Below are 20,200 nucleotides of genomic sequence, written 5' to 3' on the forward strand. Positions count from 1 at the left end.
TACCTGCATATTATACAAATTACCATTTAGTGTAACAGCCCAATTACCATTTAATTATAGCTTTCTTATAATTGTATCATTCTTTAATTATAATTGTTAAACATTAATATCCCAACGACTTTAAAGTACTATAATCACTAAGCTGCATATAATACTTAACATTATTATAAGTATCCTCATCATAATAGCTTACTGATAATATAACCTTATCAGTATCAAAGGTCTTATCAAATGGATTGTCAAGTGCTTTTCTTATTTCACTGATAAGAGTCATATCTGATATATTACTGCTGTCCATATAATAATAATCGCCGTCTTTTATTGAATATATATACAATGTAAAATCATCATCATTGTCCGATTTATTCAATCGTTTACTTTCAAAGTTATCAAGATACTTTTTAAGCTTATTACTTGTCTCTGATATATTCTGTGATGCTACTTTATTAACTGCATTATAATAAGCATTTAAAGTCTTAGGAAGCTTATCACCTAATAATATCTGTGCTGAGTATGGTATTCCATTTCTTGTAAACGAAATGTATATATATGGCATACCACCCCTGTATCTTGATGAAATATCATTAATACAGCTATAATACTGTGTAAATGGAATACTGTTAATTTCATTAATGAAAGTTTCATACACTTCTTTAGCTGCTTCCTGTGTAAATATGCTATCCATAAATGAAAGCTTTGCATCTTCAAATGCTGGAAGATTCTTATATTCCTTACTTATATCCTGCATATTCTCGAACTTAGAAGCAAGCTTAACAACCTCTGACTGCTTAATGAATACTTTTCTGTATCTTCCAAATATGCCGTCTTTAATATACACATTATATTTTATATATTCTTCATTTTTTCTTCCATTATTATAATAACCTGCACTGATATCCTGTATATTCTGTAAATTATCCTCAATACTGTCTGCTACAAGCTTTATAACTTCTTCATCTGTTATCTTGAGTCTGCCTAATATATCCTCAAAATAATCTTTTTCTTCTGAATAACTGTATGACAACATATTGTCGTTTACAATTGACATCTTTACATACTTTACCTTTGAAGTATCTGGAACGTACGAAAGCATCTGCCCAATTCCTGCATTAACAATCACTCCAAATACTGCCGCAAGGACGTAAGCCAGAATAATTGAAGGCATTGCTTTTATTATTCTGTGAAGTTTCCTGCTTGATATGACTTCATATATTATTACAACAAATGCAGCCACCACAAATGAAACCACTATATATTCAAGAAAATATCCTCTGTAACCACTACGCTTTTCCCTTATATAAAGCATAACTCCAAGAACACTTATAACAAAACCGATTGCAGTTCTTATTGCAAACTGTAACTTCCAGCCGAGTGCCGGCTTACCTGCTGTCTCACTCTTTCTCTTAGTAAACAGTACACAGCCAAGAACAATATAAATAACTGCAAGAACCAGTGTGTATATATTAGAGGCGATCGACAAAAGCATCTGTGAAACACTTGACGATGTAATATATAAAGGTTCAAATGCACCAAATACCTGTGCTGTAAGCATATTATAAGAATTATCAAGTATCCACACAGGACATTCCATAGTCGCTGTAGCAACTGAATCTGTAACTGTACTTGCGATAAGCAGTATAATAAATCTTGGTAGAAATACTATAAGTCCTGACACACATATATTGCTGAATATATTACCTGTTATTGAACAAGCCAGTGCAATTGCCGCACTGCAAAGAAGTGCACATATAAATTCTGCAACATATATATGAATTGTTACACCATAATCAACTATAAAATAGTTCCTAAAAATGTGGTAGCCTATAAAGCTTGCCACAAAAGCTGTCAGCATTGATACTGCCTGCCAGAATGTAACTGCAGCGAACTTACTTATAAATAATGCCTTTCTTTTGTACGGAAGTGAATGGTAGAAATCACTTGTACTTCTTTTATTAAGAAATGACCACGCATAAAGAGCAAGTATCGGTGTTATAACCAATACAACAATCAGCAGCACTCCTTGTGATGATATCGGTGACACCAATGATGTATAAGGCGATGACATATTAATAACTTCTGTGCCACTCTCTGCTGCAGCATTAGCGGCATTTATCATTTTTTTAATATTAAGTCCTTCTATGATAATTGGAAATCCTGATACAAATGCCACAACTGCTAAAGATATAAATCCAATCACCTTTAACTGTATTACTGTCTGCCAGAACAGCTTTAAACTAAATACATTTTTATTATTAGTATTGTCCATCAAGTTCCACCTCCAATGCTGTATCAAATTCATAACCTAACGCTTCCATCTCATAAGTAAATACTTCTTCTAATGTAAGCGGAAGCACATCAAGAACAAGCGGATTTAACTTACTAAGCTTCTCAACAGTTGTATCTCTGTCGCCATTAATAATCATATTGGCAACAGAACCTTCCTGTCTGTATCTTATTATGTTAAATTCATCAAATGTACTTCTTGAGAATTCATTCCTGAATGCAACCTGAATTTTAAACTGTGATGTCTTTAATTCAAGCACGTCACTGTCAAGTACAAGACCTCCTCTGTGCAGTAATGCAAGATGGTCACATATATCCTCAAGCTCCCTTAATGAATGTGAAGTCACAATAACAGTTGCATTATATTCAATAACATCATTGCATATAAGCTTTTTAACAAGATTTCTCATAACAGGGTCAAGCCCGTCAAATGTCTCATCAAAGAACATATACTTTGCCCTTGTAGACAATGCCAGTATAATAGCCGCCTGTCTTTTCATTCCTTTAGAAAAATTACCTATTGGCTTTGCTGGATTTAACTCGAAAAGCTCTGTAAGCTTATTAAATCTTTCCCAATCGAACTTTTCATATATTGATGCATACAGCTTTGCCATTTTATTCATATTAGCACCTGGCAGGAAGAATAATTCATCTGCCACAAGAACCACATTTTCCTTAATCTTAGGATTTTCATATATTGGGGCATCATCTATATATGCCTCACCCTTTTCCGGCTTATATATGCCTGCAAGAACTCTTAAAAATGTTGACTTTCCTGCACCGTTAGAGCCGACCATTCCGTATATACAGCCGTCACTGATGTTACAAGTAATATTATCAAGTGCAACAAAGTCTTCAAAATTCTTGCTGACTTCCTTAACCTTAATCATCACAAGCCCTCCCTTATTTATTCTATTTCTTCATATACCTTATTAACATTTTCAATAATCTCATCTTTAGAAATACCTGCTAATGCAAGCTCCCTTACAATCTGGTTTAACTTAGGAAGCTTCTCCCTTACATTAACTCCCAAAGCTTCAAGTGCGTCAGGCGATATAAACGACCCTTTACCCGGAACTGTGACTATCATCTGTCTTCTGTCCAGCTCTGAATACGCTTTCTGAATTGTATTAGGATTAGTTGACAGTTTAACTGACAGGCTTCTTACAGATGGCATTTTATCTCCCTCTTTAAGAATTCCAGTCATTATCTGCTCCTCAACCTGATTTATAATCTGTTCATATACAGGCACTCGCGACATGACATCTATAACGAACATCGTATTACCAATCCTTTCTAATATTTAATTCATATTGATTATAATTTATCTATAATTGTTATTAACTATCATAAGTCTTATAGATCTTATAATTACTACCAGTATTCTATACCAGTTATCCATTGCAATGTATTAACTGTACTATATTAATTAGTACAGTTGTTATGATTAATATATTATATACCTTGAATTTTGTCAATATGAAATTAATTAGTATATTTGCATAACATCTTCCTCTTTGATTAACACTTAAATTATGCTACAATAATTCTAATTATGACGTGTCACAGGTAAATATGCTTTTCTTCGCTAAGAAACCGCTGTTTATGCCCCTGACACTCACATTATTAACAATTATTAATACAGGAGGATTATCTAATGAGCGAAGCATGTTCACATAACTGTTCAAGCTGCGGTTCTGACTGTAGCGAAAGAACAGCACCACAGAACTCAAGAAATGATAATAATAAAAATGTAAAGAAAGTTATAGCTGTTGTCAGTGGTAAGGGCGGTGTCGGAAAGTCACTTGTAACTTCACTTCTTGCAGTTAAAGCACGCCAGTCTGGTCTTAAAACTGCCATTCTTGATGCTGATATAACAGGACCATCTATCCCTAAATCTTTTGGTCTTTCAGGCAAGGCAACCTGCAATGAAGAAGGTACAATAATATACCCACCAGAAACCCGCACCGGTATCAAGACTATGTCACTTAACTATCTTCTTGATAACGAAACCGACCCTGTTATATGGAGAGGTCCTGTTATCGCCAGTGCTGTTAAGCAGTTCTGGGAGGAAGTAGCATGGGAAGATACAGACTGTATGTTCATCGACTGCCCACCTGGAACTGGCGATGTTCCACTTACTGTATTCCAGACACTCCCGGTTGACGGAATTGTTGTTGTAACATCACCTCAGGATCTCGTATCTATGATTGTTGAAAAGGCTGTTAATATGGCTAAGATGATGGATATTCCTGTTATCGGAATTGTAGAGAATATGTCATATTTCAAATGTCCTGACTGTGGCAATATCCACTACATTTACGGAAAAAGCAATATTGATAAGGTTGCCGAAGATATGGGCATTAAAAATGTTGCTAAAATGCCTATAGACCCACACGTTGCTGAATATATCGATGCAGGACGTGCTGAGGAGCTTGATGCCTCTGCACTTGATACTATATTCAAAGATATTTAAGGATTATATTATGAAAAGGATAATAATGTTTAAAGGTGGAGTTGAAACACTTGAGTTCTTCTCTGTTGAAATAGCTGAATATTTAGAAAGCAAGGGATACGAAATATTCTGGTACAACCTGCTTTTATCAAAGAACAGCTTTAATGAGCTTATGCACTATTATAATAATCAATGCAATGAACAGCTCTATGCAATTACCTTTAACTTTGAGGGACTTGAGGGCGAAGAAGGGTTATATAACAATGATGGCTGGAACTTCTGGGACTATTCTGGTGTTACAGTTATTAATATCGTTGTTGACCACCCTTTATATTACAATCAGTTTCTTAAAGCTCTGCCTGAACATTATCGTCAGGTCAATATTGACCATATGCATATTGATTATATGAAACGCTTCTTTCCCGATGTTGATGTATATTTTATCCCATCTGCCGGAACCGAGCTCAATAAACACAGAAAGCTTATGAAAGATTATGATTACCTGCCAATGTGCCAACGTCCAATCGATGTAATATTTACAGGCAATTACACTCCTAAGCATATTCTAAGAAAGCAGCTTAATAATATGGAACAGGATTATATTGATTTCTATGAAAGTGCCTTAGAACGCCTTATTATGTCACCAGACCTTACTATTGATGAGCTCTCAGAAATGTGTCTTAAAGAAGAATTTCCAGAAATAACTGATGAACAGCTCGCCAACTGTATGCCGCCAATGATGTATGTTGACCTTTCTGTAAGATTTCACTACAGACAGCTTGTTATCCGTATGCTTGCAGACTCTGGAATAAAGCTTAATACATATGGTTCCGGCTATAATTATATAGAATGTAACCACCCTGAGAATATCATTATGCACGGCGGTGTTAATTCCCAGAAATGCCTTGATATGATAAGCCAGTCCAAAATATCACTTAATGTAATGCCCTGGTTTAAAAATGGCATTCACGACCGTATATTTAACAGCTGTCTTAATGGTGCTGTCAGCCTCTCTGACTCATCTATATATATTGATGAATTATTCACCGACAGACAGAATATAATATTGTATGACCTTAATATGTTAAGGGATTATGAGCTTTCCGGGTATGACCTTAATATCACCAAGCCTCTTACAGACTATATTAAAAAATTATTAGCAGACGACAATAAGCTTCAGGCTATTGCTGATAACGCTTACAGCCTGTGCCATAACAGGCACGACTGGAAAAACAGAGCCTCCATTATAGAGACCCTGTTAAGATAAGTTGACTATTCTTTTGTTATATGTTAAAATAATATTTACTTGCGGATGTGGCGGAACTGGCAGACGCGCTAGATTTAGGTTCTAGTATCGTACGATGTGCAGGTTCGATTCCTGTCATCCGCATTTTTTATTTTAAAATATTTATATTTTGATTATATCTTTAATTCTAATTATATTTTAGTATCCTTTGATTATCTTATGTATTACAAGATACTCTGCCACAAGCGTTACTGGTGCAAGTATTATACACCACAGCGATAACACGATACATTCCTTCATACAGATTTTCTCTATTACTTCCCTGTCTGCACCTGTATTCCTCATAACACGTATTATATCTTTATACTGTTTCATTCTCGTTACAAGAATAACCAGAGATACTGCTATATACACGAATACTGCTGCCGCCAGAGATACTCCATATAATATGTAATTGACTATTGCTTCCCTTCTGGCATCATCTTTATCATCTGAATACACATAATATGAAAATCCTGCTGGTCCAAGATATGATTGCAGATTATTGCCTGTAGAAAGATTTACCGAATCTAAGCTGTACTTTACATTAATCTGGTTGTATTTCATTGCAAGTGTAATTGTTTCTGGTAATTCTTCCATACCAAGCAGATTTCTAAGCAATTCATTCTGGCGGTCTACGGCCCGTTGTCCAAGCTTATTAGAAGCTACCATCGTATATTTGGCATACTCAGGTATATACTCTTTTAATCTTTCCTTTATTTCATCATTAACATAGACTACATTAGCAGCCCTTGTCACTGCCGCCGGTGCAAAAAGAGTATCATATTCATATTCATTTAAAATAGTATTTCCAACGATACCTTCAGCAACTGACCTGCTGACCTGAATATTTTCATCTATATTCATTATTTCCCTGCACCTTTTATCAAGCTCTTCTGTGGTTATATCAGAAGTAAGATAATCCTCATTAAATGACTTGTAATTATCATTAACCGTTATCATTCCATTATTATACATATATTCATATAAATTTTCGTAATATTCACCACCATAAGAACTGTCATAAGATGTAGAACCTTTTGGAAAGCTGCAATAATTCATAAGATTTATCTTCGTATCTTTGCCAATTGTACTATCATACCCTCCATGTATATTGGGTTCTTCAAATACAATTACCGCATCGCCATTACAGAAATCTTCATAACTAAAATCGCAATCCTTAGCATAATCTATCAGTATATTATAGATTTCATAAGATGGCTCAACATACTCAGCCGCATACAGATAATTATTATTTACTGACTTAGCCTCCTGTATATTCCAGCCTTCCCAGGTCCACATCCTTGACGTTTCAAAACAGGAATACTGCACATCTTTTATTCCGGATATTCCCTTTATATAATCTATTATGTGCTCATCTATTCCCTGATACATATAGGCATCTGCATACTTTTCAATAACCACATTGCCATATGTATAAATTATTCCACTGTCATTGTTCTGTGGTATATTTTTTGACCTCTGAAAATATTCTTCTTTTGTTACATTATCAACTTTGCCATTCTGCTCAGCTATTAATAAATAACTGCTGTCTTTACTGAATTTCTCCTTCATCTCATTGGTCCATATTGCAACAGGGTTATATATATAATTAATATTATAATAGCCTTTTTTATCAACCTTTTTAAAAGCTATTATATCTGAACTCTTTGTGATATTATTATAGTTTTTATATGTTACAGATATGTTCATAGCACATACAACTATTATTACTAGCATTAATATGCCAAATACCCTTGTAAGTATATTCTGGACTGCTCCGTGCGACTGCATAAGCCTTTTATGCGTGTAACATATATAATTATCCTTATTGATTGACTTACTGCGTATCCTTGGTTTCTTATACTTTCTAACCCTGTAAGACTGTCCCCTGCTTCTTTTACTCCATTGAATTATATTGATGACACAGCACATAATTACAGCTATTATAAATGTCAGAAATGTATTAACATACACACTATTATCTATTGAGTAGAACTCAAAACCACATTTGTGTTCAATAAATATACATACCGCTTTCCCTGCAACTATTGAAAAAATCAGACATAACAGCAATGAACTTATCAATATAACAGCATTTTCAATTATAATTATAAATGCCATCTGTACATTGCCTGCACCTATGTTCTTAACAATACTGCGTGTCCTGCTTCTTGCTTTATTATACGATATAAGCTGATATATTATTGCTGCTATGGCAAGTATCATAACAACTATGTACATATATTTATATACATAATTATCCTTCCACGGCTTATAATCATATACACTGCTGTTATATGTAATATATATAGGACTTACCTTCTGCTCAATTCCATTGTATATATCCCTATAATCCTCTTTGATGTAATCATTAATAGGATAAATAAATATACCGCCGCCATATCTGTTAATGGCTTTTCCCTCACTCTCAGTTACAATGATACCTGGAAGCTTATCACCGCCATGCCACACATCTGTGTAACTGTTAAGTATTCCAACAAGCTTATATGTCTTAGTTAATTTATCAGAAGTTCCATTCAGATATGTATCAATAACTATATCCTGTCCAATATCACTGCCCTGTTCAAGCTTTATAAGTGTACTCCACTCAACTGCAATCTCATTATCCTTTGCTGGCATTCTTCCTTTATTAAGCTTTATATTACCTATCTCAATAAATCTGTCTGACAACGTGCCAATACTTATATCAGTCTTTCCCACCGAATTATATACATAATTATTAACCTGTGCCAGACCGGCAGTTCCAAGATACGGATGATTTTTCAAATCATTATTTTCAGCCTTGACTGAGCCCTCATACATTACATACCAGCTTCCAAAACGGCTCTTAGCTGACTGTATCTGCCATTTATACATATTGCTCTGGAATATAAGTGTTCCAGCTACAAATGTAAAGGCTATAAATATCACAATCAAAGTTCTTAATACTTCTTTCCACCTTTTACGCAGTCCTTTGAGGCAGTATTCCAGCAATTCTATGTTCATACGTTCACCTCCGATGATACATTTCCATCTACAATACTCAATACCCTGTCTGCATATCCAGCCATCTGCTTATCGTGTGTTACCATAATAATCGTCTGGCGGTATTTACTTGCCGCTAATGCAAGCATTGCAGCTACATTTTCTGAACTTCCTGCATCAAGATTACCAGTTGGTTCATCAGCATATACAACAGCCGGATGATTAATCAATGCCCTTGCTATTGCCACCCTCTGCTGCTCACCCCCTGACATCTCATACGGATATTTCTCATAACAATATTCTATCTGCAACGAACTCATCAATTCCCTTACTTCGTCCCCGTCAATGTCTTTATTGTCAAGAATTAATGGCAGGACTATATTCTCATACGCTGTATATTCTGGTATAAGGCTGTAATCCTGATATATATATCCGATATTCTCACGTCTGAACTTTGATAACTGCCTGTCCTTAAGTTCAGCTATATTAATGCCATCTATACATACATTACCCTCATCTGGCTTATCAAGCGTTCCTAATATTCTTAAAAGTGTCGATTTACCCGAACCACTCTTTCCTACTATCGCAGTAAATTCACCTTTCTTAATATTAATGTCGCATTTTTTCAATGCGTGTACCTCAACTGTTCCAGTATGATAGGTTCTGCATATACCCTCTGCTTTCAATATGTATTCCATCTTCACACCTCCTTATCTTTTGTTATCAGGCTTGTCCGCAGTACTTCATCACTGCTTAATGTACTGCTGCCTGTCTGATTACTAACTGTTGTACATTTATTATTTATTGCTATGACTGTATTATATATTGCACGACTTACATACAACTTACAATTTGCCCTTAAATTTATATAATGGCAGTATTATTTTAAATTGTGCCCCTCCATACTTGTCACTATTGCCTGCCCTTATATTTCCGTGGTGTGCTTCTATTATAAGTTTCGACAGGTTAAGTCCTATTCCTGCGTGGAATTCGTCCTGACTTTTCCTGCTCATAAATCTGTCAAATATTCCTGCTATATCACAATCCTGTATTCCATCTCCATTATCAGATATAGTTATCATACATACCTCTGAATTACTGCTTATATCTATATAGACCATACCATCCTTCTTCTGGTTAATATGTTCATAACAGTTACTTATAACATTAATCAACGCCTCTAAAAGCCAGCCCTCATCTGCATACATCTTTCTATGTCTGTCTTCATTGCCATAATTAACCGACACTTTCTGCTTATCATCAACCGAACACTCCACACTCTCCTCAACTATATAATCAATAACTATCTCATCTGATGAAAGTGTGATTTTTCCTGACTCTATACGGCTTATGTCTAGTAATTTCTTAATAAACATCTTAATTTTAAATGTATTCTTCGTACAATCTGTTATCAGTCTGCATATATCTTCATTAATTCCACATAATTCCTGTATCATCTCAAGCTTCATAGTAATTACAGACAGTGGTGTCTTAATCTGGTGTGCTATATTTTCAACGAACTCCTGCATTTTCTTATATTGTATTTTGTTATATTCGTGTTCTTTATTAAGCTCCTCCTTCAAAGAAACATTTTTTCCTGCAATAACCTTAATCTGTCCCATATAATCTTTCTTGCCAATCTTATAACAGCTGATAAGACCGTATATAAGAATTACAGCAAGTATTAAAGCTATTACAATATAACTTACAAGCTCTCCATTTATCCTTAATAAATATGTGTAGCCTTTAGCTGAATATCCTGCCTCAAGCATTGCATCAGAGCCTGCCTGTAACGTATACTTATTAATATTAAGATACATCAGGTTATTAACAAGCTGTACTGCCGAATTCTCATCTGACAAATAAAGAGCTCCAACAAGAGCCCTTTGTTTAATATTATAATATACAATTAACGACACTATTATAATCACACTTACAGCCATTACTCCTAACACGAAAAATGTCTGTTTTATTCTATAATTTCTTACGTTTTTCTTAACATCTTCTTCTGTAATTCTAACTATTCCCATAGCTTTCCCCCTCTTTTTATATTATCCAGCGGTATCCTACATTTCTTATTGTTTCAATATATGGAATATGCTCATCTGAGAATGTTCCAAGCTTTGCTTTTAATCTGCTCATTGTAACTGTCAGTGTGTTATATTCCACATAATTGCCGTGCATATCCCACAGTCTGTCAAAGAACACATCACGCCTTACAACCCTGCCTTTATTCTCAATCAATATCTTTATAATATCCCATTCATTTGATGATAGCTTAAGCTCTTTGCCGTCACGATAAAGCTTATACTGGTCAAAATGCACTGACAGGCTTCCTTTATTATAGACATCACCTGAATTCATATCTCTTCTTCGCAGATTGGCACTTATTCTTGATAACAGCACCGCATTATGAAATGGTTTCGTCACATAGTCATCTCCGCCCATATCAAGCCCTTTTATAATAGATTCCTCATCATCGCACGAGGTAATAAATATAATCGGTGCGTCGCTGTTATGTCTTATTCTTTCACAAATGTCAAACCCATCACCATCAGGAAGCTTCACATCAAGCAGATACATATCATATATATCCGTATGCTCATCAAATTCTTTAACACTTCCTGCCGTTATAACGTCATAATTCTTTAAGATAAGCAGTTCCTTTAATGTCTCCCTTAATTCCCTGTCATCTTCCACAATCATTATCCTGTACACTAACCCCACCTCTTTTACTCTCACTAATTCTCTTAACATTGTAATAATTGTAATATGATTAATATTAACATATATAGCTTGCAATCAGCTTACAAAATGTTCTTTAATATTGTATCTGCATTACTTATTGTGTAATCTGTCAATCTATATGCCATAATTCTTACCCCTGTAATAACAGGAACTACAAATCCATTAGAATATAATTTCGCACATCTGTTAATAACGGTCTTATTAGTAACTTTCAATGCTCCTGCCACATCAACAGGCTTAAATTCATACATTTTATTCTCTATTAAATATGCTAATAATTCTTTATCCTTCTTATTAAGATAAGATAAATTAACTTGTTCACTCTGCTTATTGGTTTCCATTGATAACTCGCAGACCTTATTAGAATATAATTCCATCATTCTCAAAAAATACGTTATCCATATCTCTGGATGAGGTGGATTTTCGCGCCCCATATAGTACAATGCTGGCAGACCCATTTGTAATGAACTATAGTATTCATCTGAGTCATATGCAAAATATTCCTCTAATGAGCCTATACCCTGAAATCCATAACCATAATAATCTAATATATATCCTGAAAGCAGTCTCGCTGTTCTTCCATTACCATCTTCAAATGCGTGTATTGTAATTATCTGATAATGAACAATTGCCGCTATAATAAGTGGATGGTCATCAGTTGTATTAACATACTCAACAAGTTCATCTAATAATTCAGGTATCTCATTATACTCTGGTGGTATATATTCTGCTTCCTGTGTCTCAGAATCATACACAGCAAATAAATATCCCGGCGGCATTGCACCCCTTAAACCTATTTTTTCTTTAGATGCCCCTTTTTCTACAATTGACTGGACCTTTAATATAAGTTCCTTTGTAAATGGTGCTTTCTTAGCTATCTGCTCCTCAAGATAATTCAGTGCCATATAATAATTACGAACTTCCTGCTCTGGCTTTAAAAAATGCTTATGCTCATCTTTATCTATAACATCGCTTACCTGCTTTTCCGTCAACGGATTTCCCTCTATTTTATTAGAAGCATACGAACTCTTTTTCTTAGAATTCTTACGAAGTTTATTTCTCGTAATAGCTGGTAATTTTATATTATTAAGCGTAAATTTATTCTGTTCAATATTAGTTATCATTCGTACAATATCGTTATTTAAAACAGCCTTTATCACTAATAACATCATCTCCTTACATATATCCTCATAAATATATAATACAATCCCCCTCATATTTTTTCCACTAAAATTACACTATTATTACACTATTTTTCACTAAAATTACACTATTCCCCTCTAAAATTACATTATCCCCACAATACATCTACACTATCCCAAAAATTGAGCATAAAAAAATCACGGGGATATTTTCTAAGAGAAATATCCCCGTGACCACTACACATCACCTAAATATCGCCAACGCACAGTTGTGCGAGGCTGTTATATTACAAGCTGGGTGCTTTTGCAGCCGTCGGCACTTAGCGGCTGTCCTTTAGCCGCTTACGTGTCCGCTACGGCTACAAGCAGCGAGAGCGTGCCCAGCGGTAATATAACACCCTCGCACAACGTCCGTCTGGTCTTATATTTACCTACCTCCCCATAGTCCCCATCACCACCAGCGACATAATAGGAATCATAAGTATCGTAGATATCGGATTTAACGCCGCCGCTATATCGGTAGATACACCCAGCCTCTCGCTATATATTATTGACACAGCCGCTGATGATGCGAACATTGCCGCCGCTAATATCTGTCTCATAACTAGCGGTGCCGGAAGTACGCAATATATAAGCACAGCTGCAATAATACCAATAACATAACGCATTGAAAGCAGTGTTATCACTTCTTTTGCAGACTCTCTGCTCATATGAAGTTCTAATGACACACCTATCATTATCATTGTAATAAATCCGTTTCCTTTTCCACAGAAATCTGCTGCCATCGTTATAAAATCCGGAAGCCTGCAATTAAGAAATGACAGTATTGTCATAATCATATATGTATCAAATGGAACTGATGTTAACAATCCTTTTAAAATTGTTAATACATAATTATCATTTTTATCTTTACTGCCTCCATTAAGTCTCATTTTGCCTATTGCATAGGTTGTTCCCAATGTATAAAAAGAATCTCCGACATCAAACATACATAGATAAGGCACACCTGCTGGATAAAAGGTTGATAAGAATGGAATTGCAATACAGGCCATATTAAATCCCGAAGCATTAACTGAATATATTGCCTTTAATTCAGGACTTTTATCAGCCGAAACTATCTGTCCTGATATCACCATAACCGTATTAACCAGAAATCCCAGCAGTATCGCTATTACATAGTATACATTTACTTCTGCCCCAGCGAAGCTGCTTATTAAAGAAGCTGGCAGAGTAATATAAAATATCAGGTTTGACAACACCTTTTTGTCTTCTTTATGAAACAGCCCTACTCTTTTTAAAATATACGACATCACCATAGTCAGCAGATACACAAGTGCAGTCATAACAACATTTACCATACTTCACCAGCTCCTACACAAATATATTATTTACTCTGTACCCATAACCCCAGTCTCAGGAATTATGTTACCACCATCTATTATATTGGCTGTGCCTGTAACATACTCTGCATCATCACTTGCAAGACTCTAAGAATTTTTTTGCAATTCCATAGCCTATTCCGCCAGCCGCACCCGTAATAACAGCTACCCTGGTATTGGCTTTTAACCACTCCTTAGCCATATCAATAGTGACATCAAGATATTCATCATCTACAGTCTTGGCTGTGTCACTGTCACTATGAGTCGCAAGCCACGCAAGTCTTGTAATACGCCTTAATAATACGAACATCGGTATAAACTTCTTGTCTTCGTCTGATAATTTTCTTACTTTCTCATAGCCTCTTACCCACGCTCCTTCAAGCTTTGTCAGATTTCTCGAATAAGTAACAAGTGCACAGCCCATATCATACATATAAAATCCATAACCGCTGTCATCAAAATCTATTATCTGGTTGACACCATTATTATTAATCACATTATAAAAATGTAAATCTGCGTGGATAAGTCCGAATTTTTCATTGCTTCTGCCATAATAATTAAGTTTGTCCTTCATTACAGATGTACATTTTTCAAGTATCCTGTACTGCTCTTTAGTTAAAGCCTTATAATCACGCCACGAGCCCCATATTCCACCGTTATTGTCGCCAAAAAGATTGTTGATATCCCAGTAAAATCTCTTAATAACAACGCTCTTATCTCTGTTAATTGACTGCATATGAAGCTTCGCTGTTATTTCTCCAAGGCTTTCAAGTCCTTTTATAAGTTCGTCATCTTTAAGCTCACCAAGTGGGCTTCCTTCAAGAAATGATATAACTGAAACATATACTTCTTCACCAGAAAATGTAGTCATTTTTTGAAGAAATCTGCCATCCCTGCCACGATATACGACTGGAAGTTCCACATCTGTATCACGGTGGATTTCGTCCATCCATAATATTTCGCCTTCCAGTTCTTCTATATTGTGATACCCCGGTCTGTGTATGCGGAAAACTACAGGAAAAGCTTCTTTAAATGTAATTTTGAATATAACATTTTCTGAATATTTCAATAACTTTACATCATAATCTTTATCAAAATCATACAGCAATAATAAATTATCTCTTACATCTTTTTCTAATGCCTGTCGTGTATCATTCATATAGCCCTCTTTTCCGCACATACATAATTCACTTAGAACTTTCCTGAAAAATCACAATGAGTATCTTAAAATATCCTGCTTTAACTAATCTTTACTTCTAACCTACTTTGAAAGTGCCTGTGCAAGACCCTTATCCATTTTTTCAAATAATTCGTCCATAAATGCATCATCACACAAAAGTCCTAACTTTAACTGCAATGTATTAGGGTGGAGTCTTGAATTGTGTGACCATACGCCATTATCAAATAATGGCTTACATACTGTCTTGCTTGCATCTTTACAGTCAAAATTAATACCCATAATTACACCACGCTGTGTATAACCTGTAATAAATCCATCATATTTATCAATAAGTGCATTAACTCTTTCTGTAAGAAGCTTGGTATTCTTATTAATATTATCAACTGTTTCTTTTCTTGTTGATATTTCAAGAACCTTCATCGCAACAACACAGCCTAATTCTGAATTACCACAGGTAGAACCGTGCATTCTTCCTATATCAAACATCCAGCTTGCCGCTTTTTTGTTCATAACCGTTGCTGATATTGGATATATTCCACCTCCAAAGCCTTTAGCTGTTGTAATCATATCCGGAACGAAGCCCTCGTGTTCAAAGCACCACATTTTTCCGGTTCTCATAAGACCTGTCTGTGTTTCATCTGCTATATACAATGTTCCATATTTCTCGCAAAGCTTCTTAACACCTGCAAGATAGCCCTTATCTGGAATTGGGAAGCCATAAGTTGCAAGAAGTGATTCTATAATTACACACGCTACATCTTCTTTCTTAAGCTCTGCCTCCATTGCATCAAGATCATTAAGGGGAACTTGTACGAATTCTCCAGGTGCTCCCTGACAAAGAAATGGATCTTTAAATCTTGCATCTCCTGTCGATACTGAAAGACCTGTATGTCCATGATAACAGCCCTGAATTGATACAACTCTCTTTCTTTGTGTAGCATATCTTGCACTCTTTATTGCAAGGTCAACTGCTTCACCACCACAGGTTGAAAAGCATGCATAATCAAGTCCGTCAGGACAAAGGCTTGTCAACTGCTCCGCAAGCAGTGCCTTGGTTATTCCTGTAAAATGATGATTACCTATATCCAGCTCTGTCATAGCATCTGTTAAAGCACCTATAATCTCTTTATTTCTATGTCCTAAGTTGTAGGTACCACCATTAATATGTATATCTAAGAACTTTCTGCCATCCATATCCCAGAAATAATAGCCCTCTCTTTTGCCCATAACGATAGCCATATCCCTGTCAATCCATTCCTGTGTCTTTCCAACATTCCAATGTGCCAAACTTTTCTTTAATATATCTTCCTTAGTGATATCTGGATTATTAATATAACTCATAGACTACCTCTTTTCTATAACACTTATGTTACTGCTGCCATTAACTATACTATCTTATACTGGCTGTTGGCCCTCTCAAACCTGCTCGGTGTAAGTGAAGTATTTTTCTTGAAATCCTTTATAAAATGTGCCTGGTCATAATATCCAAGCCTTTCGTATATCTCATAAGTAAGACTGTTCTGCAAATAATATATTGCCTTCTGTATTCTTATTATTTCCGCATATTTTTTCATAGAAACGCCAACAGCTTCCTTAAACACACGATCAAGATATCTCTGGTTGTAGCCTACCTCTTCGGCTATCTTTGCAATATTTATATTGCCCTTACCCTTATGAATAATGCCTGCTATGCTTGCAATAATATTTTTCTTATCTGCAAAATGCCTGTCATACCGGAAATTATCCATAAAAATATCCACCATTTTTTCAAAATCATCTTCATTTTGAAGCATAGATGATATATTCTGTATATCATCTATATAAGCAAGGCATTTTCTGTCACATACTATGTCCGAAATATACTCTTTCATAAAATCTGGAATTACACCTGGTTCAAATTTAACTGCAAAAGTTTTCTTGCTTCCACTTATATATGCAGGGCTGACCTTAGTATGTGTTCCGCACGCATATGGAACATATCTGCCCTTTTCATATATAAACTGTATGTCTATGCAGGCATCAGGAATTGCATATATATCTTTCCTGCAATTATCAACTTTATATATCTTATTAATATAACCATCTTGTATTATGGTCTCTGTATATTTAACACCTTCTGATATAAGATAAGTCTTAACCTGCATAGTAACACCTTCTTTCTTATGTGCACTTAACTTCAGGCTTTTTATTAAGCTTCCTGTGTGCTTCCTGTATTAGTGCATTTTATATTAAAATCTGGATATTTTATCTTTATATAATCTTCAACAAGCTTTACAGCACCCTCAAATCCCACTCTTTCCGTATTTATAGTAAGATCATAGTTCACTGGGTTAGTCCAGTAGTTGCCTCCTGTATAATGTTCATAATATTCTGCACGGTATTTATCTGTCTGTGTAATTGACCTTGCCGCTGTGGCTTCATTAACACCCATTCTGTTCATAATCTCTTTAAGTGTAAATCTTCGTGGTGCTTCAATATAAAGGCTTATAACATTAGGTCTGTCCTTTAATATCCAGTCAGCACATTTTCCGACAATCACACAACTTTCTGTATCGGCAAGCTGTTCTATAATCTGTTTCTGGTACTCAAATAACTTCTCATCTGATACAAACTTCCTGTCCTCTACTTTAGGAGAACGCTGCATTGGAAGTCCTTTAAGAAATGCCGAAAATACATTCTGGCTTCTCAATTTCTCATTAACCTCTGCAAATACTTCCTCATCAAGTCCGCTCATCTGAGAGGCAAGCATAAGTATTCTGTTCTCATAACAATGTATTCCCAAATCATCTGCTATCTGCTTGGCAATTCTTTTTCCACAGCTGCCAAAGCCTCTTGCTACTGTAATAACCAAATTATCCATAATAATCCTCTTTTCTGCACGCGTTTCCTGTGCAAGTCAAGTTAGTGCCTGCTCACTTTGTTACATATATTCCACTATTACTTATATTTCGCTGTTACTTAAATTACCATTATTAAGCACCCTTCTTTACGCCGCTTTCCATATATCTTGTTAAGAATGTTCTTGTTCGTTCATTCTTAGGATTAGTAAATAATATATCCGGACTTTCGTCCTCAACAACATATCCGTTATCCATAAATATTGTTCTTGTTGATACATTTTTCGCAAATTCCATCTCGTGGGTTACAATTATCATTGTAAGTCCCTCATCTGCTAACTCTTTCATAACATTAAGGACTTCTCCTACCATCTCTGGGTCAAGTGCTGAGGTAGGTTCATCAAATAAAAGTACCTCCGGATTCATACAAAGACCTCTTGCAATGGCAACTCTCTGTTTCTGTCCACCTGATAACTGTGCCGGCTTGGCATTGATATATGCTGCCATTCCAACCTCTCTTAAATGCTTTATAGCCCTAAGTTTAGCTTCTTCCTTGCTAAGATGAAGTATCTTCTGTACACCAAACATACAGTTCTTTAATACCGTCATATTATTAAACAGGTTAAATGACTGGAACACCATTCCAACCTGTGACCGGTATTTGGAAAGTGAGCTTTGTGTATTCTTAACCTCTTCCCCATGAAATAATATTTTGCCGCCTGTAGGTGTTTCAAGGTGGTTAATACAACGTAGCAATGTTGATTTGCCTGAACCTGAAGAACCTATAATACATACGACTTCACCCTTTGATATTTCAAAATCTATTTTTTTTAATACTTCGTGGTCACCAAATGACTTTACGAGATTTTCTACTTTAATAATTGACTCTGCCATAATAACCTCCATTCCTGCCTGCTTATCACTCATTATCAAGGAATTCAGTTGCAAGCTCATAATCGCTTCGTCCCTGTAACTTCTTTTCAACAACTGCAAATATTCTGTTAAATACAAAACATAAAACAAAATAAATGATTGAAATTACAATATATGATTCAAAATATTTGTAATATGCACCACCTGCTGTCTTTGCCATAAGGAACAGCTCTGATACACCGATAACGTTTAATACTGATGTCATCTTCAAATTATTAACAAATGTATTACACATCTCAGGTATTACATTCTTTAATGCCTGTGGAACAATTATGTAAAGCATTGCCTTGAAATGTGACATTCCCATAGCGAGTGCTCCTTCCTCCTGTCCTGCATCTACTGACTTAATACCTGCTCTTACTGTTTCACCCATATAAGCTCCGGTATTAAGTGTTGTAACAAGAATACCTGCAATAATTGAAGTTATCATTATGTCATTCTGTCTTAAGCCATAGTAAATAACCATTCCCTGAACAATCATTGGGGTATCCCTGAATATTTCAACATATACAACTACAATTATCTTTAATATTCTTATCAGGATCTTCTTTACTATATTGTCTTCTTTATGTATCTGTACTGTATTGATTATTCCTACTGCAAAACCAAGAATAAATCCTAATATTGTACCTATAAGTGACACATAAAGTGTTACCCAGGTAGCTTTTAAAAATAGTGTTGAGTATTTATTAAATATAAACCAGCTCCATTGGAACAGTGTTCCATCAGCACCTGGCGTATTGGCCGCTAATGCCACTATTGAACTATACATACCTTTACCTCCCATACATTTAATTATAAAAAGGAATGTGCAAAGCACATTCCCGCACCGGGCACGGTCATTTGCGTCAAACTATATCTTCGTGCGAGTGTGCATTATAGGCACATAGTGCATTTTATATAATAGGGGATTCTATCGGAATTTCCTGTTACATAAAAAAGCCACAGACTTCCCCTGTAAGGTCCTGCC

17 protein-coding genes and 1 tRNA gene are annotated in these 20,200 nt (G+C 35.3%); 3 read left to right on the forward strand and 15 right to left on the reverse strand.

The genetic code is table 11. The annotated features are described in order from the left end of the window. Positions 1-103 precede the first annotated feature (103 nt). Genes WMO14_RS10840 through WMO14_RS10850 form a run of 3 tightly spaced genes read right to left on the reverse strand, consistent with a single transcriptional unit; the run spans position 104 to position 3,562 of the window. On the reverse strand, positions 104-2,266 hold the full coding sequence (locus WMO14_RS10840) for an ABC transporter permease (RefSeq protein WP_022501334.1): 2,163 nt from the start codon (positions 2,264-2,266) through the stop codon (positions 104-106). Continuing rightward, positions 2,253-3,173 carry an ABC transporter ATP-binding protein gene (locus WMO14_RS10845; RefSeq protein WP_349153826.1) on the reverse strand — a complete coding sequence of 307 codons (921 nt, stop codon included), beginning with the start codon at positions 3,171-3,173 and terminating at the stop codon, positions 2,253-2,255. The genes WMO14_RS10840 and WMO14_RS10845 overlap by 14 nt, the downstream gene beginning before the upstream one ends. Positions 3,174-3,190: 17 nt before the next feature. Further along, a complete protein-coding gene (locus tag WMO14_RS10850) occupies positions 3,191-3,562 on the reverse strand; it encodes a GntR family transcriptional regulator (RefSeq protein ID WP_022501336.1) in 372 nt (123 codons plus the stop codon). Positions 3,563-3,940: 378 nt separating this feature from the next. Between WMO14_RS10850 and WMO14_RS10855 the strand changes: the two genes are divergently transcribed. The 3 genes from WMO14_RS10855 (at position 3,941) to WMO14_RS10865 (ending at position 6,128) form a co-directional block, all read left to right on the forward strand. Then, the gene (locus tag WMO14_RS10855) at positions 3,941-4,759 is read left to right on the forward strand and encodes an Mrp/NBP35 family ATP-binding protein (RefSeq protein WP_055176539.1); all 819 of its coding nucleotides are present in this window, start codon (positions 3,941-3,943) and stop codon (positions 4,757-4,759) included. A gap of 10 nt (positions 4,760-4,769) precedes the next feature. After that, positions 4,770-6,005, forward strand: coding sequence for a glycosyltransferase family protein (locus WMO14_RS10860; protein ID WP_349153827.1), 1,236 nt, complete (start codon positions 4,770-4,772; stop codon positions 6,003-6,005). A gap of 41 nt (positions 6,006-6,046) precedes the next feature. Beyond that, positions 6,047-6,128 (forward strand) — tRNA-Leu (locus WMO14_RS10865). Positions 6,129-6,182: 54 nt separating this feature from the next. On the opposite strand, the gene WMO14_RS10870 is transcribed toward WMO14_RS10865, so the two are convergent. The 12 genes from WMO14_RS10870 to WMO14_RS10925 form a co-directional block, all read right to left on the reverse strand. Continuing rightward, entirely contained in the window at positions 6,183-9,032 is a 2,850-nt protein-coding gene (locus tag WMO14_RS10870; protein ID WP_349153828.1) for an FtsX-like permease family protein, read from the reverse strand. After that, complete coding sequence (locus WMO14_RS10875) at positions 9,029-9,709, reverse strand: ABC transporter ATP-binding protein (RefSeq protein WP_055176547.1); 681 nt, start codon at positions 9,707-9,709, stop codon at positions 9,029-9,031. Before WMO14_RS10875 ends, WMO14_RS10870 begins: the two co-directional genes overlap by 4 nt. Positions 9,710-9,856: 147 nt before the next feature. Then, positions 9,857-11,041: a sensor histidine kinase gene (locus WMO14_RS10880; protein WP_022501341.1), complete on the reverse strand. Its 1,185-nt coding sequence runs from the start codon at positions 11,039-11,041 to the stop codon at positions 9,857-9,859. A 16-nt stretch (positions 11,042-11,057) separates the two neighbouring features. Next, complete coding sequence (locus WMO14_RS10885) at positions 11,058-11,729, reverse strand: response regulator transcription factor (protein ID WP_022501342.1); 672 nt, start codon at positions 11,727-11,729, stop codon at positions 11,058-11,060. 89 nt (positions 11,730-11,818) lie between these two features. Next, positions 11,819-12,931 (reverse strand): Fic family protein, encoded by a 1,113-nt coding sequence (locus WMO14_RS10890; protein WP_349153829.1) that lies wholly within the window; start codon positions 12,929-12,931, stop codon positions 11,819-11,821. 401 nt (positions 12,932-13,332) lie between these two features. Beyond that, positions 13,333-14,259: an AEC family transporter gene (locus WMO14_RS10895; protein ID WP_349153830.1), complete on the reverse strand. Its 927-nt coding sequence runs from the start codon at positions 14,257-14,259 to the stop codon at positions 13,333-13,335. Between the two features lie 115 nt (positions 14,260-14,374). After that, a complete protein-coding gene (locus tag WMO14_RS10900; RefSeq protein WP_349153831.1) occupies positions 14,375-15,439 on the reverse strand; it encodes a phosphotransferase enzyme family protein in 1,065 nt (354 codons plus the stop codon). A gap of 102 nt (positions 15,440-15,541) precedes the next feature. Next, positions 15,542-16,801, reverse strand: a complete 1,260-nt coding sequence (locus tag WMO14_RS10905) for a class-III pyridoxal-phosphate-dependent aminotransferase (RefSeq protein ID WP_349153832.1) — start codon at positions 16,799-16,801, stop codon at positions 15,542-15,544. Between the two features lie 44 nt (positions 16,802-16,845). Further along, the gene (locus tag WMO14_RS10910) at positions 16,846-17,604 is read right to left on the reverse strand and encodes a helix-turn-helix domain-containing protein (protein ID WP_349153833.1); all 759 of its coding nucleotides are present in this window, start codon (positions 17,602-17,604) and stop codon (positions 16,846-16,848) included. A 44-nt stretch (positions 17,605-17,648) separates the two neighbouring features. Then, positions 17,649-18,320: a cytidylate kinase-like family protein gene (locus WMO14_RS10915; protein ID WP_090140766.1), complete on the reverse strand. Its 672-nt coding sequence runs from the start codon at positions 18,318-18,320 to the stop codon at positions 17,649-17,651. Positions 18,321-18,432: 112 nt separating this feature from the next. Next, positions 18,433-19,194, reverse strand: coding sequence for an amino acid ABC transporter ATP-binding protein (locus WMO14_RS10920; RefSeq protein ID WP_349153849.1), 762 nt, complete (start codon positions 19,192-19,194; stop codon positions 18,433-18,435). Between the two features lie 22 nt (positions 19,195-19,216). Continuing rightward, positions 19,217-20,002, reverse strand: coding sequence for an amino acid ABC transporter permease (locus tag WMO14_RS10925; RefSeq protein WP_022501350.1), 786 nt, complete (start codon positions 20,000-20,002; stop codon positions 19,217-19,219). Between the last annotated feature and the right edge of the window lie 198 nt (positions 20,003-20,200).

The organism is Lachnospira rogosae (ex Hitch et al. 2025), assembly GCF_040096455.1.
In the GTDB taxonomy this organism is placed as follows: Bacteria; Bacillota; Clostridia; order Lachnospirales; family Lachnospiraceae; genus Lachnospira; species Lachnospira rogosae.

What these genes read in the sequence shown, in the direction of transcription:
- WMO14_RS10840 (WP_022501334.1), bottom strand. Translation starts at nt 2,266, where the DNA reads ATGGACAATACTAATAATAAAAATGTATTTAGTTTAAAGCTGTTCTGG.
- WMO14_RS10845 (WP_349153826.1), bottom strand. Translation starts at nt 3,173, where the DNA reads ATGATTAAGGTTAAGGAAGTCAGCAAGAATTTTGAAGACTTTGTTGCA.
- WMO14_RS10850 (WP_022501336.1), bottom strand. Translation starts at nt 3,562, where the DNA reads ATGTTCGTTATAGATGTCATGTCGCGAGTGCCTGTATATGAACAGATT.
- WMO14_RS10855 (WP_055176539.1), top strand. Translation starts at nt 3,941, where the DNA reads ATGAGCGAAGCATGTTCACATAACTGTTCAAGCTGCGGTTCTGACTGT.
- WMO14_RS10860 (WP_349153827.1), top strand. Translation starts at nt 4,770, where the DNA reads ATGAAAAGGATAATAATGTTTAAAGGTGGAGTTGAAACACTTGAGTTC.
- WMO14_RS10870 (WP_349153828.1), bottom strand. Translation starts at nt 9,032, where the DNA reads ATGAACATAGAATTGCTGGAATACTGCCTCAAAGGACTGCGTAAAAGG.
- WMO14_RS10875 (WP_055176547.1), bottom strand. Translation starts at nt 9,709, where the DNA reads ATGGAATACATATTGAAAGCAGAGGGTATATGCAGAACCTATCATACT.
- WMO14_RS10880 (WP_022501341.1), bottom strand. Translation starts at nt 11,041, where the DNA reads ATGGGAATAGTTAGAATTACAGAAGAAGATGTTAAGAAAAACGTAAGA.
- WMO14_RS10890 (WP_349153829.1), bottom strand. Translation starts at nt 12,931, where the DNA reads ATGATGTTATTAGTGATAAAGGCTGTTTTAAATAACGATATTGTACGA.
- WMO14_RS10895 (WP_349153830.1), bottom strand. Translation starts at nt 14,259, where the DNA reads ATGGTAAATGTTGTTATGACTGCACTTGTGTATCTGCTGACTATGGTG.
- WMO14_RS10900 (WP_349153831.1), bottom strand. Translation starts at nt 15,439, where the DNA reads ATGAATGATACACGACAGGCATTAGAAAAAGATGTAAGAGATAATTTA.
- WMO14_RS10905 (WP_349153832.1), bottom strand. Translation starts at nt 16,801, where the DNA reads ATGAGTTATATTAATAATCCAGATATCACTAAGGAAGATATATTAAAG.
- WMO14_RS10910 (WP_349153833.1), bottom strand. Translation starts at nt 17,604, where the DNA reads ATGCAGGTTAAGACTTATCTTATATCAGAAGGTGTTAAATATACAGAG.
- WMO14_RS10915 (WP_090140766.1), bottom strand. Translation starts at nt 18,320, where the DNA reads ATGGATAATTTGGTTATTACAGTAGCAAGAGGCTTTGGCAGCTGTGGA.
- WMO14_RS10925 (WP_022501350.1), bottom strand. Translation starts at nt 20,002, where the DNA reads ATGTATAGTTCAATAGTGGCATTAGCGGCCAATACGCCAGGTGCTGAT.